This window comes from Entomobacter blattae (assembly GCF_014672835.1).
Taxonomy (GTDB): domain Bacteria; phylum Pseudomonadota; class Alphaproteobacteria; order Acetobacterales; family Acetobacteraceae; genus Entomobacter; species Entomobacter blattae.
The window spans coordinates 1,050,747-1,065,094 of sequence record NZ_CP060244.1 but is presented as its reverse complement, the minus strand read 5'-3'; the positions used below and the strand labels follow the sequence as shown (position 1 = coordinate 1,065,094).

Here is a 14,348-nt window from a genome sequence, read left to right as displayed (position 1 = left end):
CTCAAAATTGATCTTACAAAATTGGCCCTATAGGAAGATGTGCTGTGAGAAGGAGATGAGGCCAATCCTCTCACAAATCTTCTCACTGAGGAAAAGACTCACCCCCTCCTCAAACCTTTCCCAAACCTATGGAAAAGATAAGGGTTAGAATGTTCTGAACACTTATTTCAGAGCCCTTATTTCTGATTACTTATTTCTGGGCGCTTATAAGAACCAATATTTCTCAAATCTATGGATTTCTCAAACCTAGACAAACCTAGGACAGTACACCAATAGAGCAAAACTCCCCTTGTTGGGCACCATAATCCTTACACATAGGGAAATCACAACTTCTCCATGCTGTTATGCTGGTAGGTGTCCATAGTCCTCACATAGGGAAATGACCAGAACAAACAATTTATTCTAAACCTGTCACGGCCCATAGTCCTCATATGTAGGGCAATTATGTCCCTAATCTTTTTTGTGAGAAAAGCCGTCCCCCTCTATTGTCTTCACATGTAGGGAATCACGACTCACCCAGTGCTGTTATGCCGGTAGGCGTCCATAGTCCTCACATGTAGAGGAAATACGGTTAAAAATGTGGGAGGGATCTTCCTGTCCACAGCTTTCCTCACACGTCCAGAAATTGCCCTTTCTCTTTTTATCCCAGTGTTAAGCCATGATGAGAACAATATTCCTGTTTCGCTGCCCACAGAGCGGGGCGACTATGGCCCTACTCTGATAGAGGCTCTGCACCCTCCCTAAGAAGGATCTTTTGAAGTTACTGTTCAAGAGAAGCCTCACATCGAGAAAGCAATGCCCATGGTGGCTGGACACTGAGCGATACCCCTCGCAGAAAGCCCTTTTTAAGGTTACTGCCCAAGAGAAGCCTCACACAAGAGAGCAACACCCATGGTGGCTGGACACTGAGTGATGCCCCCCCTAAGAAGGACTTTTTGGAATTACTGTTCAATAGAGGCCTCACATCGAAAGAGCACGCCCATGGTGGCTAGACACAGAGCGCAAAAGCGTATTTTGGTATAAATTTTTCTCTCTTTAACCCGCGTAAGCCCTTACCCGCATAAGAAGTTCGCCCCAATGCTCAGACCTGTGCTCCGATCCGTGCTCCAACAAGCACTCCAAACCCTCGTATTTGGATATGGGCTTTTGACATAAACTTTTGACACGGGACTTTTGATATGAGCTCCGACTCTTCTCGGAGGAGAAAAACCCTCGCACCTATTGCCAAAACGCACTCTTTCGTCGGAAATAATATGCAAATCTGATACATATTTTTTGTATGGCTCTTTATTTTTTCAGAAGTATTTTTTTTATTTTGATTTCGATCTTATAATTTTTCTATTATTAGTTTTATCAATGAAAAAGAGAACTTTCATACATAAATCTTATAAATGGCATTCAATGCAAACTTTATCCTTCTTTCAGAAAACCTCTTACTTTTCAAGCTATTGCATCATGAAATATTAAAGCGCGGTTTCCAAATAAAAGCGGATTATTCTTTTTCTTTCCAAGAAAAATAAAGATCTAAACTTCTTAATTATAAATAAAAATCATTCTTAACTAGCAGCTTAATATTATTTCTATACATAAGCAGTACTAATTTAGTTCTGTTTTTCATTAGGTTATTCTTAAAAAAACTATTGAATTCTTTTATATTTCTTGAGAGTATCTTGCTCAAATTGTCTTTTATCAGGAACCTATGCGGCAATAATATTTTAAAGGACTTTATCAACGTCCTCTTCTAGGCGTTCATTTCTGTTAGGCGCTGCATTTTTTGGTTATTCAATTTTCATTATTAATATGTACAAAATATTTATTTTTATGGAATACACAATGACGACATGGCATTTCGGAATTTGTAATGGAGCCCAGGTATGAGTCTTTTTCTCAATCAATTACAGTTTTTCAAACGCGCTAAAGAACCTTTCTCCAACGGCCATGGAATTACCACACAAGATTCCCGCGCATGGGAAGATGCCTACCGTAAGCGCTGGCAGCAAGACAAAATTGTTCGTTCCACCCATGGGGTGAACTGCACAGGGTCTTGCTCGTGGAAAGTTTATGTCAAAGGGGGATTGGTCACCTGGGAAATCCAGGCCACAGACTACCCCCGCACCCATCCGGAACTGCCCAACCACGAGCCCCGTGGCTGTAATCGTGGTGCCAGCTATTCCTGGTATCTCTATTCTGCCAACCGGTTGAAATATCCTCTTGTGCGGCGTCACCTTCTGCAGCTTTGGCGCGAGGCTCGCCAAACCCAAACCCCTGTGGCTGCCTGGAAATCTATTGTAGAAAATCCAGAAAAACGTAAATCCTATACGTCTCGCCGGGGGTTAGGCGGTTTTGTGCGCTCTTGCTGGGAAGAAGTCAACGAGATGATCGCCGCTGCCAACGCCTATACCATTAAAACCTACGGGCCAGACCGCATTGCAGGCTTTTCGCCTATTCCTGCCATGTCCATGATCAGCTATGCCTCTGGGGCCCGCTATCTTTCGCTTCTTGGCGGGGTTTGCCTCTCGTTCTATGACTGGTATTGCGACCTCCCTCCCTCTAGCCCCATGACCTGGGGTGAGCAGACGGACGTTTCAGAAAGTGCTGACTGGTATAATGCAGGCTATCTTATTCTCTGGGGGTCCAATGTTCCGCAAACCAGAACGCCAGATGCCCATTTCTACAGCGAGGCCCGCTATAAGGGCACAAAAAGTGCGGTTGTCTCTCCAGATTACGCCGAAGCCACAAAATTCTCTGATCTGTGGTTGCGCCCCAAACAGGGAACTGATGCGGCTCTAGCCCTGGCCATGGGCCATGTTATCCTGAAGGAATTCCATGTTCAGCGCCAGGTACCCTATTTTAACGACTATGTCCGCCTCTATTCCGATATGCCGATGCTGGTTAAGCTGGAAAAACACGAAAATGGGCTTGTTCCTGGCAAAATGCTGCGTGCTGATGACTTTACAGATGCCTTAGGCGAGCAGAATAACCCAAAATGGAAAACCATTGCCTTTGACGAAAACGGTAACCCTGTTGCCCCGCTGGGCTCCATTGGGTTCCGCTGGGGTGAGGAAGGATTGTGGCACCTTCAACCCCATGACAAAAACAACACCAAGATGCCCCTTAAACTCTCTTTACTAGAGGGCAACACCCAAGCGGAAATTGAATCTGTTCTGTTCCCCTATTTTGGAGGAAAAACAGCCCATGATTTTGCCAGCACAACCCATGGGGAAGTTCTGGAACGCAAGGTTCCGGTAACACGGCTGACCCTTAAAGATGGAGAGGCCCTGGTTACCACAGTTTACGACCTGATCTGTGCCCATTACGGGATAGATCGTGGCCTGAACGATCCTTCTGCTGCCACCAGCTATGATGAAGATAAACCCTTTACCCCGGCCTGGGCTGAACATGTTACAGAAATTCCCCGTAACCAGATTATTCACGTTGCCCGGGAATTCGCCATGAATGCCGAGCAAACCAACGGGAAATCCATGGTCATTCTGGGTGCTGGGCTCAACCACTGGTATCACATGGATATGGCCTATCGTGGCATTATCAACATGCTGGTTTTCTGTGGCTGTATTGGTCAGTCTGGGGGGGGATGGTCGCATTATGTGGGCCAGGAAAAACTACGCCCACAAACCGGCTGGGCCCCTATCGCCTTTGGGCTGGACTGGAACCGCCCACCACGGCACATGAATGGTACCTCTTTCTTCTATACCCATTCCAACCAGTGGCGGTACGAAACCCTGAATGTTTCTGACATTCTCTCTCCCCTTGCCCCGGAAGGGGATTGGAGTGGCTCACCTCTTGACTATAACACACGGGCGATCCGTATGGGTTGGCTGCCTTCTGCCCCGCAGCTCAAGCAAAACTCCATTACCCTGGCCCAAAAGGCTGAACAGGCTGGCCAATCCCCTGCGGAGTACGTCGCCGCTGGCCTGCATAATGGTTCACTGGAAATGGCGTGTGAAGATCCAGACCATCCTGACAACTGGCCACGTAACCTCTTTGTCTGGCGTTCCAACCTGCTGGGCTCTTCAGGGAAAGGCCATGAATATTTCCTGAAATACCTGCTGGGTACAAACCATGGGGTATTGGGCAACGAACTTCCCCCCGAAAGCCCCAACCGCCCGCATGAGGTCCAGTGGCACGAAAAGGCCCCAGAAGGTAAGCTCGACTTGTTGGTGACACTGGATTTCCGCATGTCCACCACCTGTGTGTATTCAGATATCGTGCTACCAACGGCCTCATGGTATGAAAAGAACGACCTGAACACTTCCGACATGCACCCCTTCATCCATCCGCTCAGCGCAGCGGTTGACCCGGTATGGGAATCTCGCTCGGATTGGGATATTTACCGTGAGCTGGCCCGCACCTTCAGCAAGGTGGCCCCCGAAGTCCTCAGCAGGGAGACAGATGTGGTGCTGACCCCCCTCCATCATGACAGTGCCGAGGAACTGGCCCAACCAGACGTAGTGGATTGGAAAAAATCCGGCACGCTGCCGATCTCAGGTGTAACCATGCCCAAAGTCACCACCGCGGTACGTGATTACCCTAATATTTACGAGCAATATATTTCCATAGGGCCGTTGCTAGAAAAAATTGGCAATGGCGGGAAAGGTATTGGCTGGGATACCAAGCATGAGGTGGAATTCCTGCGCAAGCTGAATGGAACGACCGCTACGGGTGGAGCCAGCCTGCACGATGATATTGATGCTGCTGAGGCTGTGCTTTCCCTGGCACCGGAAACCAACGGTGAAGTAGCGGTGAAGGCCTGGAAGGCCCTGGGCAAAATTACCGGGCAAGACCATACCCACCTTGCTGTAACCCGCGAGGATGACAAAATTCGTTTCCGCGATATTGTAGCCCAGCCTCGCAAGGTGATCACCTCTCCGACCTGGTCTGGGATTGAAAACGAAAATGTTTGCTACAATGCCGGCTACACCAATGTTCATGAGATGATCCCCTGGAGAACCCTGAGCGGGCGCCAGGAGCTCTATCTCGACCATGCCTGGATGCGGGCTTTTGGTGAGGCTTTTGTAACCTGGCGGCCCCCAGTCGATACCAAAACCATTGGGAGTATGCTGGGCAAACGCAGTAACGGGAACAAGGAAATTGTGCTCAACTTCCTCACCCCGCACCAAAAATGGGGTATTCACTCCACCTATTCCGACAACCTGCTCATGCTCTCTCTTAACCGGGGTGGTTCCGTTGTCTGGATTAGTGAGAAGGATGCCGCAGAGGCCGGCATTGTGGATAATGACTGGATTGAGGTTTTCAACACCAACGGGGCTCTTACAGCCCGCGCTGTTGTCTCCCAGCGTATTCTCCCCGGTATGACCCTGATGTACCATGCCCAGGAAAAGATTATTAACATCCCTGGCAGTGAGCTTACGGGCCAGCGTGGGGGTATTCATAACTCCGTAACAAGAACCGTTCTCAAACCCACACATATGATAGGTGGCTACGCCCAGTTCTCATACGGGTTTAACTATTACGGCACAGTGGGCTCAAACCGCGACGAATTTGTGATTATACGAAAAATGAAAAAAATTGACTGGATGATGGAAGGGGCAGCCCAATGAAAGTAAGAGCGCAAATCGGTATGGTGCTGAACCTGGACAAATGTATTGGGTGCCATACTTGCTCTGTCACCTGTAAAAACGTTTGGACCAGCCGCGAGGGAATGGAATATGCGTGGTTTAACAACGTTGAATCCAAGCCCGGTGTCGGGTTTCCCAAGGAGTGGGAAAACCAGAACCGTTGGAAAGGAGGGTGGACCAGGAACAGTTCTGGCAATATTCGCCTGCGGATGGGCACAAAAAGCATGATTCTGGCCCAGATTTTTGCCAATCCTCACCTTCCCCAGATTGACGATTATTACGAGCCTTTTACCTTTGATTACCAAAACAACCACACTTCGGGTGATGTTCGTACCATGCCTACAGCACGGGCCCGCTCCTTGCTGACAGGCCAGCCCATGGAGAAGATTGAGGGAAGTGCCAACTGGGAGGAAATCCTTGGGGGAGAATTTTCTAAACGCTCCAAGGATGCCAACTTTGAAGGCGTGCAAAAGGACATTTATGGGGAGTTTGAAAACACCTTCCTAATGTATTTGCCCCGCTTGTGTGAACACTGCCTTAACCCGGCCTGTGCAGCGGCCTGCCCTTCTGGAGCTATCTATAAGCGCGAAGAAGATGGTATTGTTCTGATTGATCAGGATAAATGCCGCGGCTGGCGTATGTGTGTTTCGGCATGCCCTTATAAGAAAATTTACTATAACTGGTCTTCGGGCAAGTCAGAAAAATGCATTTTCTGTTATCCACGCATTGAATCTGGCCAGCCAACCGTCTGTTCAGAAACCTGCGTTGGGCGTATCCGCTCTTTAGGCGTCATGCTGTATGATGCTGATAGAATTGAAGAGGCTGCTTCTGCTGTTGACGATAAAGACCTTTATCAGGCCCAGCTGGATATCTTCCTAAATCCTTATGATCCCGCCGTGCAGGAACAAGCCCGCAAGGATGGCGTTCCCCATGAGTGGATAGAAGCGGCTATGGAGTCTCCGATCTGGAAAATGGCGATTGAATGGAAGGTTGCCTTCCCGCTTCATCCAGAATTCCGCACCCTTCCCATGGTGTGGTATGTTCCCCCGCTTTCCCCTATCCAGAACGCTGTCGCCCGCGGTAACCTCGGAACAGAAAATGGCATGCCCGATGTAAGCTCATTGCGCATTCCGTTAAAATACCTTGCCAACCTGTTAACCGCTGGCGATGAAAAACCTGTTGAGATTGCCCTTAGAAGGATGCTGGCGATGCGCAGCTATATGCGGTCTAAAAAAATTGCAGGCCAGGCCGATGAATCCCTAGCGCAAAATGTTGGGCTAACCGGTGTACAGATCGAGGAAATGTACCGCTATATGGCCTTGGCCAATTTCGAAGACCGCTTTGTTATTCCGACCACCCATCGTGAGACCAGTGAAGATGCCTATGACCTAAAAGGCAGTTGTGGCTTTACCTTTGGAAATGGCTGCCAGGGCGATGGCAAAACCACAGGCTTTGAGCTCTTTGGTAAAACCGTTTCCGTCCCTGCAGTTGATTCAGTAGCGGAATAAGGCCATGTCTCATAAGCAACCTTCTCCCTCCCCCTCTTTGGCGCATCCGCCAGAGGAGGGGGGCGATAACCCCACAAAGATGCACATCCCACAACCAGGGACGACAAAACCGCAGGGCGTAACTTTTCGGGTGCTCTCTATCCTCCTTTCCTATCCAACAAAAGGAATGCAGGCTGCCCAGGAGGAAATGATTGCAGCCATCGAGAACGAGCAGCTGCTCTCTGCGTCTTCACAGCAAAAGATTACCGCCCTGATCAAACAAATGGCCAATACCAACCTCTACGACCTGCAAGAACAATATGTAGAGCTTTTTGATCGCTCACGAGAACTTTCACTCCACCTATTCGAGCATATCCACGGGGAAAGCAAATCGCGTGGGCAGGCCATGGTGAGCCTAAGCCAGCTTTATGAGCAATATGAGGTTTTTAACGTCACCAATGAACTGCCAGATTACCTACCCCTGTTCCTTGAGTTCCTGTCCATTGCTCCGCAGGAAAAGGTAAAAACCACCCTGGTAGAACCTTTGGCTATTTTTAAGGCCCTTACCGAGCGGCTGGAAAAACGCGATTCCCCCTATGCCGTAGTACTTGCCGCCTTAACTGAACTGGCTCAAAACTATGCTGATCAGCTAACCCAAGCAGTTAAGACCCAAGCAGTTAAGACCCAAACGGTTAAAATACCGACGGTTAAAACACCGATAGTTAAAACCCAGGGGGCTAAGACTTCAACGGCTAAGATCCAGGCCGCCAATAAGGCAAAGCCAGCGTAATGGGTCTAATGGGTCTGTATATTATGATACAACACAAAATATTACGATAAAACAACAAAATTATTTGAAGAGGGTCGACCAATGAGCCATTGGTTAAATACATTTTTATACGGATTTTATCCCTATATTGCCTTTACTGTCTTTATCCTGGGCAGCTGGGCACGTTACGATTATTCCCAATATACTTGGCGTTCGGGCTCCAGCCAATTGCTGCATCGTGGCCAGTTGATGATTGGCTCCAACCTATTTCATATTGGTATTCTTATTCTTTTTTTCGGGCATTTTGTCGGATTACTCACCCCATTCTGGGTGCTTGATGCCTTACATATCAGCCATGGGTTCAAGCAGGTTATGGCCATGATAGTTGGAGGTATTGCTGGAACTGCCGCCTTTATTGGGCTGACCTTGCTCATCCATCGGCGCTTGTTTGTAGCTCGTATCCGGGCAACGTCCTCTACGGCTGATATTGTGGTGCTCCTAGCCTTGTATGCCCAGCTTATCTTAGGGCTGTTAACCCTACCGCTCTCTGGCCAGCATCTGGATGGATCAGAAATGGTCAAATTCATGCATTGGGCTCAGGGGATTGTGACCTTCCAGGCCGGGGCTTCCGCCTATGTGATGGATGTGCCCTGGATTTTCAAGCTGCACCTGTTTTTGGGCATGACCTTATTCCTGATCTTCCCCTTCACACGTCTTGTCCATATCTGGAGCGCACCCGTATGGTATTTGCTTCGCCCAGGCTATCAGGTTGTCAGAACTAAACTTAAAAAATTGCAATCCTAGCCTTTCTTTCAAGGCCGTAAAATACTGTCTTCCTTCCTAAGCCCTTAACACCATCCCCTATGAACTGGAGCGTTCTTATGGTTTTCCCTGTTTTTAAACTCTGTCAAAAAACAACAGGGATTTTCTCCCACACGATTTTTTCGCTTCTTGCTCTTACGGTTTGGTCTAGGGTTGGGTATGGGCAAACTTGCCCACAAAACCAATGGATTTTTGGAAAAACAGAAAAAACAGCAAAGCTGGCATCAACCACCTCTCCAACGCCTGCACCGGTTAGCGCTTCTACTTCTTCCAAAACCCTGACTTCCTCCTTGGCTTCAGCTTCCGCGGGAGGTGTTTCTTCCTCTGCTTCCAAACCCGCTACGATGACGGCTAAGGATATTATGGTGGAGGCATTTAAAAAAGAATATGGCGTGTTTAGCGCTCAAAATGGTGCGGCCAGTGGAATGGGTGCTATTGGCAATGCCGACTGGGCCCTGGATTGGGGGGGGCTGTGCGGCAAAGACCAGAAAGATTTTCTTACCTCCCTAAAATATATTCCCCTCAATGACGATGGCGATATTTACCTTACCCTCAGCGGGGAGGCACGGTTGCGCTATATTTTTGATAGCCACCCCCAAATGGGGCAAGCCGGTGTGAGCAATGCCAGCCGCGTGCTGAACCGAGAGCTTTTCGGAGCTAATCTGCGAATTGGCCCCCATATTAACACCTACGTTCAGTTTGTGCATGCGGATGCGGGGGGGTCTAACACATGGGGCTATGCCACTGGCTTTCAACGCTCACGCATTGATCTGCAGCAAGGAATCTTGGAAGTTAAGGGAGAAGTGTTAGGGGCAAAGGTTGGGGCCATTGGAGGGCGCATGTTTTTTCTGGATGCCCCACCAGCCTTTCAAGCCAAGCGCGACCTTACCAACCTGAACCAGACATGGGATGGTTTCCGTGGCTATGCCCGATGGGAGCGTTTTAGATTTGAAGTGTTTGACCTCTGGCAAACCAATCTTTCAGACACCGATGCCTTTGCCCATACCACCAACTGGAATGCCCGCCTGTATGGGGCCTATACCAGCTATGCCTTGCCAGACTTTCAAGCGTTGGATAAAAAAAGCCAACTGTTTTTTGATGTCTTCTTTTATGGCTATCTTTATGGGGGCACACCAGCAAGCTTTGCCACCGCCACCCCTCTTGGGGGAGCCAGCACCTTTAGTGGTTCTTCTCGCAGGGACAATATTGGTTCACGGCTCTGGGGCAATGTGGGGCCGTTTTCTATTGATATTGACGGTGTCTACCAAGGCGGTGAAGTGCGCCCGGCCAATCAGGGCCAAAGCAGGCCAGTGCGGGCCTATGCCTTTAACTCCACCATTTCCTATCATTTTAACGAAAAAGATGTACCAGGAAAACTTTCTATCGGCCTGCAAAGTGACTATTTCTCGGGCGGAAACTACAACAAAAAAAGCGGCTCTGTCGGAGGGTTCCAGGCTCCCTACTTTCCCCTGCCAGACTATAATGACCTGACCACAACCCTAACCTCTACCAATGTCATCAGCACGGGACCCCTCATCTCTTATAACCCTACCAAAGGGGTATTCCTAAAACTGCATGTCCCTACCTTCTGGCGTGCTAGCACCAACGATGGCCTATACAGTGTAGGGAAAATTTACAGCTTTAGAGATAACCTGCAAGGCGGCTTTGTGGGATCTATCCCCCAGTTCAAAGTGGCTTGGAGTTTTCTACCACATTTCACCTGGACCCATGATTTTGCAGGTTTTATTGCCTCGCACGGTGTGCATAAAGCCGGCGGAAAAAGCAGCGTCTTTTATATGCAAACACTGGATTTCTCCTTCTAATCCCCTAGAGGGCCCTTTACTGGTAGAAAACCCTTCTAAGGGGGGGTAGATCCTCCGTTTGTCTTTTGGCCCTTTCAAAAATGTTCCTTATTTTTGTTTAATCCCTTATTTTTATTTAAATAGGATACTCTTCTATTATTATGCTTTGGAATAATAGCTCTTCTTTAACATCACGTTGAATAAGAAAACTTATTTGTTCATAATACTTTGTTCACAATAAAGAAATATAATAACGTTATAGAAACTATTTCCTGAATACCTATACATATACGCTAAGCCCACCTTGCCACCATAGAGTGTGGCTCACCATGCACTGATCGCCTACTCTCTTTATCATATACCTTGCAAGTTATCAGGTACCTTACAAGAAATGCAATATGGTACACATAGCTATTCATATACATCACCTCTTTTATGGAAGAGTCGTCACATCAACCTTTTCAAGGTGGATATGACTGCTTTCAAAACTGTCCAGTTTCATAATCCCATTAATCCACGCTTTCATATTGGTCACAATCTCGTCTTTCTTCGGGATGTCTTTAACGTAAATCGCAAAATGAGCCCTTTTACTACAACCCTCTGTACCCACTGGAGCACAAGGATAGTAAAGAATACCAGCCCCCACCATCTTCCCCTTCTCCGTAAAAACAGCTATACCTTTTTCAAACAGTGACTGATATCTTGAACCGGTAAGGTAATAATAAATACCATTTTGCTTTATTGTTACAAAAGCTGTAAAAACGTCCCCAAACTGTTTAAATAGTTTCCCATTATACAAATAGGAAACAATTTTATCATTCTTACTACCAATTAAATAATGAAACTTACGCCTTAATTCTAGTATATGTATATAGACTATACTACCATGGGTATTACATTGATCAATCTTATCAGTAGTGCATGAGTAAGTTCCTAGATCAGCTGCTTGTTTGGCGTAACTAAAATTTAGACTAATAACATGTAAAAACACCATAATCCAAATAGACAACAATGCTTTTTTCACTTTCCCTCCCTATTTCAACCGATCAGGTTTCAAATACCCAGCCCTGATATCCGCTTCTATCAACAATGTACCTTCAAAAGGCAATGCAAGGCACTTTTCCAACCTATGTCCGACCCAAACACAACCAGCAACACCACCGTTTTTCTCACTGGAAATGGTAAAGAAGCTCCCCTGCAGAGAGTATTTGATACGCTTTTTTCCCCAATATTCCTTTAGTACTGCTCCGTAGAGCCACTCTATTTAAACCATGCCAAAGCTTAAAATTAAACCATGCCAAAGCTTAAAACCCATATTCTTGCCCAAGCCATGATCCGATAGGCAGAACTTGCCAATGCATGGCCCATGCTCATCACCAAAGGAGATGACGATACGGGAAGTATTCTGATTTTACTATACAACTCTCACTATATTAACCAAAATAATGATTAACTAAAATAATATTGAGCCCGGAATATCGCGCCTAAAATGTCAAGCTGAGAATGTCGAGCTTGGCAAGAATGCTCTTATTGGGTATCGGGTCAATCGTAGTAAGGATAGAAGCCTTCATATTTCCCCGAAAGGCACACAAACCAACGGTACCAGGATTTGCTGACTAAAACTTTAAAACTTAAACTTTAAACTGGGCCCCTTTGATAATGACCAGGTACTGGCTACTTCTCCTGATCATTCACCCTTATATGCCACCAACCCTGGCTCTAACACCATTGTGGCTTTCCATATCCCACTCGATGATGTATTGAAGGACATTCCCAGCTGGCCTCCCTCCCGATAGCAACAAGCCGTGAAACCCCGGTTTCTATTGGGGTAGACCATGATGGGCCTAACCCTTCTCAATAGAGGTAGTAAAGCATAGGGATAGTAAAAGCCCAAATGTAGAAAACCCAGCAGAAGAAAATCCAATAGCAGAAGGTAAGGCGCCTCATTCCAGCACTTATGGTAACCTCAAACAAAAATTCACATCAATTCTCGGAAAAAAACGTCTACTTCAGCTTGGATATATCGGGCATTGCCAATTCCGGTTTAGACGATAACGTACTCTATCGGTCTCATGACATTACCTTTGGTAAAGACAATATCTTTGGTACAGGCCATGATGTGCTAAACACCTTTCCCTCAAAGCCAACACCTCATGCAGACTCTCACTATGCCCATCTTTTTTGGGCCCATCTTCTTTTAGGTTCATCTTCATCTGGGCCATCTTCTTTTGGCACAAGAGCAAGCTATTGTGGGCAGCATTTTTGCCTACGGGAATACAACCTTAAACCTTAATACCGGCAATATGGTTGTCTTTACTCAGTTCTCTTTACTGGTGCTAAGCTTAAAAGCAGCCGTTTTCGTCTAATGCCTTCTTGCTTTAGTCTCTCCTCACTTACTCTTCTCCCTAAGAAGAAGGAGTTTTTTATTCCCTATCGTTTTCCACAGACTATGGTTTAATATTCTGATATACTCTTCTGCGTTCATCCGTTTTTACTCTTTTTTGTTTTTTATCACTGTCTGGCCATGATCACCCACGATAATATTCTTTTTCTGCTCATCCTTTTCGTTTTGTTCCTTATGGGCTGTATAGCCTATTTTGTGCCTTCCCTTATTGCCTGGTATAAAAAACGCCCTAACCTTAAAAATATTTTTTTGCTCAACCTTCTTTCAGGGTGGACAACCCTTGGCTGGATTCTGGCATTAATTTGGGCTTTAAGCGATGTTAACAAGGTGATTATCGTCAATAATGGTAAAGGCCCCTCTTCCCCCTCGGAGGGAAAGGGGAAAATTATTGATATGTAGCCCTTTTTAGGGCGTATAAAACCGTAAAAGAGCTCTGTACCAAACAGATGGCCCATTGACCTTTACGGGTAAAAACACGAGCATTTTTCTGCAACATATAACAAAAAATGCTCGTGTGGGCTTTCATCAAATACCCTTCGTAACAGCCCCAAGATACCTATTTATAGAGCCTGTTCTAAAGCACATATGCCGAGAATATTGCTTGGGTAATATTCTCAAGCTGACCAAAGGAAAGCCCATTATTATGCTGCCCCAGAATTGGACTGACCCAGAATTGTGCTGACTCAGAATTGTGCTGACTCAGATATTTTGTGTCCGGGCCTTCTCATCTTGCCCCCCTGTGCTTAGCCATAGATCTGACAAGAGAGAAAGGAGAGACAGGGCCAGCTGGTAAAGACAGAGGCTACGCACCCGATGGGCAAGAGAGGGATGTTGAACAGCGAAGAAATACGCATATGCACGCTACGCCCTCGATAGGCGAGGGAAAACTCTACCCCTCATGAAGTGTGATTAAAATTGAGTGTAATCAAACAAAAAAGCAAGATCTGCACCCATTAAGAGGCAATGGAGACTGAGGAATACGTTGTTTGCCAGACTGGGATGACCACACCGGAAAAGATGCACAATCACAGGGTTCCTCCCAAAACCCAGCATGCTCCTTTACCTTTATACATAAACAGCGTACCCTTCCTGTAACAACAAGTCTCTGTCATGACTCTCAACAGCTTTATAGGCTGGTGGCTGTAGAGATCTTCCTTCTAGGGGTTTTTCCCTACTAGAGGGGGGTTGTTTTCCCTCATTTCTTGTTTGATTTTATTTTGTGCCCAACCGAAATTGCCCGCTAACCAGCTGATCATCTGATAAGCATAGACCAGTTTGCTGCCCTCTTGCGGGGGCTTAACATGGGAGGCAATCAAATTACAAATAATCACCAAAAGTGCAACATAACAGGAAATATCTGAGGGAAGCAGATTCATATCTCCACTGACGACCGCCAGCATAATACCAAGCAAATAAGTGGTAGCCATTTTCGATGGTTTCATCATCTTTCTCCTAGTCTTTCTCCTG

Annotated in this window: 10 protein-coding genes; 8 read left to right on the top strand and 2 right to left on the bottom strand. The window is 46.7% G+C overall.

The annotated features are described in order from the left end of the window. Positions 1-579 precede the first annotated feature (579 nt). The 6 genes from JGUZn3_RS04750 to JGUZn3_RS04725 all read left to right on the top strand — a co-directional run bounded on the left by JGUZn3_RS04750 (position 580) and on the right by JGUZn3_RS04725 (position 10,498). A complete protein-coding gene (locus JGUZn3_RS04750) occupies positions 580-744 on the top strand; it encodes a hypothetical protein (RefSeq protein WP_203414530.1) in 165 nt (54 codons plus the stop codon). A gap of 1,130 nt (positions 745-1,874) precedes the next feature. Further along, the gene (locus JGUZn3_RS04745; RefSeq protein ID WP_203414529.1) at positions 1,875-5,579 is read left to right on the top strand and encodes a nitrate reductase subunit alpha; all 3,705 of its coding nucleotides are present in this window, start codon (positions 1,875-1,877) and stop codon (positions 5,577-5,579) included. Then, positions 5,576-7,105: a nitrate reductase subunit beta gene (gene narH / locus JGUZn3_RS04740; RefSeq protein WP_203414528.1), complete on the top strand. Its 1,530-nt coding sequence runs from the start codon at positions 5,576-5,578 to the stop codon at positions 7,103-7,105. Before JGUZn3_RS04745 ends, narH begins: the two co-directional genes overlap by 4 nt. Before the next feature lie 4 nt (positions 7,106-7,109). Beyond that, on the top strand, positions 7,110-7,874 hold the full coding sequence (gene narJ, locus JGUZn3_RS04735) for a nitrate reductase molybdenum cofactor assembly chaperone (RefSeq protein WP_203414527.1): 765 nt from the start codon (positions 7,110-7,112) through the stop codon (positions 7,872-7,874). A gap of 81 nt (positions 7,875-7,955) precedes the next feature. Further along, positions 7,956-8,657 carry a respiratory nitrate reductase subunit gamma gene (narI, locus tag JGUZn3_RS04730; protein WP_203414526.1) on the top strand — a complete coding sequence of 234 codons (702 nt, stop codon included), beginning with the start codon at positions 7,956-7,958 and terminating at the stop codon, positions 8,655-8,657. A gap of 77 nt (positions 8,658-8,734) precedes the next feature. Then, positions 8,735-10,498 carry an alginate export family protein gene (locus tag JGUZn3_RS04725; RefSeq protein WP_203414525.1) on the top strand — a complete coding sequence of 588 codons (1,764 nt, stop codon included), beginning with the start codon at positions 8,735-8,737 and terminating at the stop codon, positions 10,496-10,498. 412 nt (positions 10,499-10,910) lie between these two features. Here the strand turns inward: JGUZn3_RS04725 and JGUZn3_RS04720 are convergent, their stop codons facing one another. Beyond that, positions 10,911-11,501: a hypothetical protein gene (locus JGUZn3_RS04720; RefSeq protein ID WP_203414524.1), complete on the bottom strand. Its 591-nt coding sequence runs from the start codon at positions 11,499-11,501 to the stop codon at positions 10,911-10,913. 990 nt (positions 11,502-12,491) lie between these two features. On the opposite strand from JGUZn3_RS04720, the gene JGUZn3_RS04715 reads away from it, so the two are divergent. Both JGUZn3_RS04715 and JGUZn3_RS04710 read left to right on the top strand, forming a co-directional pair. Next, entirely contained in the window at positions 12,492-12,770 is a 279-nt protein-coding gene (locus JGUZn3_RS04715; RefSeq protein WP_203414523.1) for a hypothetical protein, read from the top strand. Between the two features lie 231 nt (positions 12,771-13,001). After that, positions 13,002-13,280: a superinfection immunity protein gene (locus JGUZn3_RS04710; RefSeq protein WP_203414522.1), complete on the top strand. Its 279-nt coding sequence runs from the start codon at positions 13,002-13,004 to the stop codon at positions 13,278-13,280. A 758-nt stretch (positions 13,281-14,038) separates the two neighbouring features. On the opposite strand, the gene JGUZn3_RS04705 is transcribed toward JGUZn3_RS04710, so the two are convergent. Then, positions 14,039-14,326, bottom strand: coding sequence for a hypothetical protein (locus JGUZn3_RS04705; RefSeq protein ID WP_203414521.1), 288 nt, complete (start codon positions 14,324-14,326; stop codon positions 14,039-14,041). Between the last annotated feature and the right edge of the window lie 22 nt (positions 14,327-14,348).

Bases quoted from the DNA above. Each gene is read 5' to 3' on its own strand.
- JGUZn3_RS04710 (WP_203414522.1), top strand. From the start codon at position 13,002: ATGATCACCCACGATAATATTCTTTTTCTGCTCATCCTTTTCGTTTTG.
- JGUZn3_RS04725 (WP_203414525.1), top strand. From the start codon at position 8,735: ATGGTTTTCCCTGTTTTTAAACTCTGTCAAAAAACAACAGGGATTTTC.
- JGUZn3_RS04705 (WP_203414521.1), bottom strand. From the start codon at position 14,326: ATGATGAAACCATCGAAAATGGCTACCACTTATTTGCTTGGTATTATG.
- JGUZn3_RS04745 (WP_203414529.1), top strand. From the start codon at position 1,875: ATGAGTCTTTTTCTCAATCAATTACAGTTTTTCAAACGCGCTAAAGAA.
- narJ (WP_203414527.1), top strand. From the start codon at position 7,110: ATGTCTCATAAGCAACCTTCTCCCTCCCCCTCTTTGGCGCATCCGCCA.
- narI (WP_203414526.1), top strand. From the start codon at position 7,956: ATGAGCCATTGGTTAAATACATTTTTATACGGATTTTATCCCTATATT.
- narH (WP_203414528.1), top strand. From the start codon at position 5,576: ATGAAAGTAAGAGCGCAAATCGGTATGGTGCTGAACCTGGACAAATGT.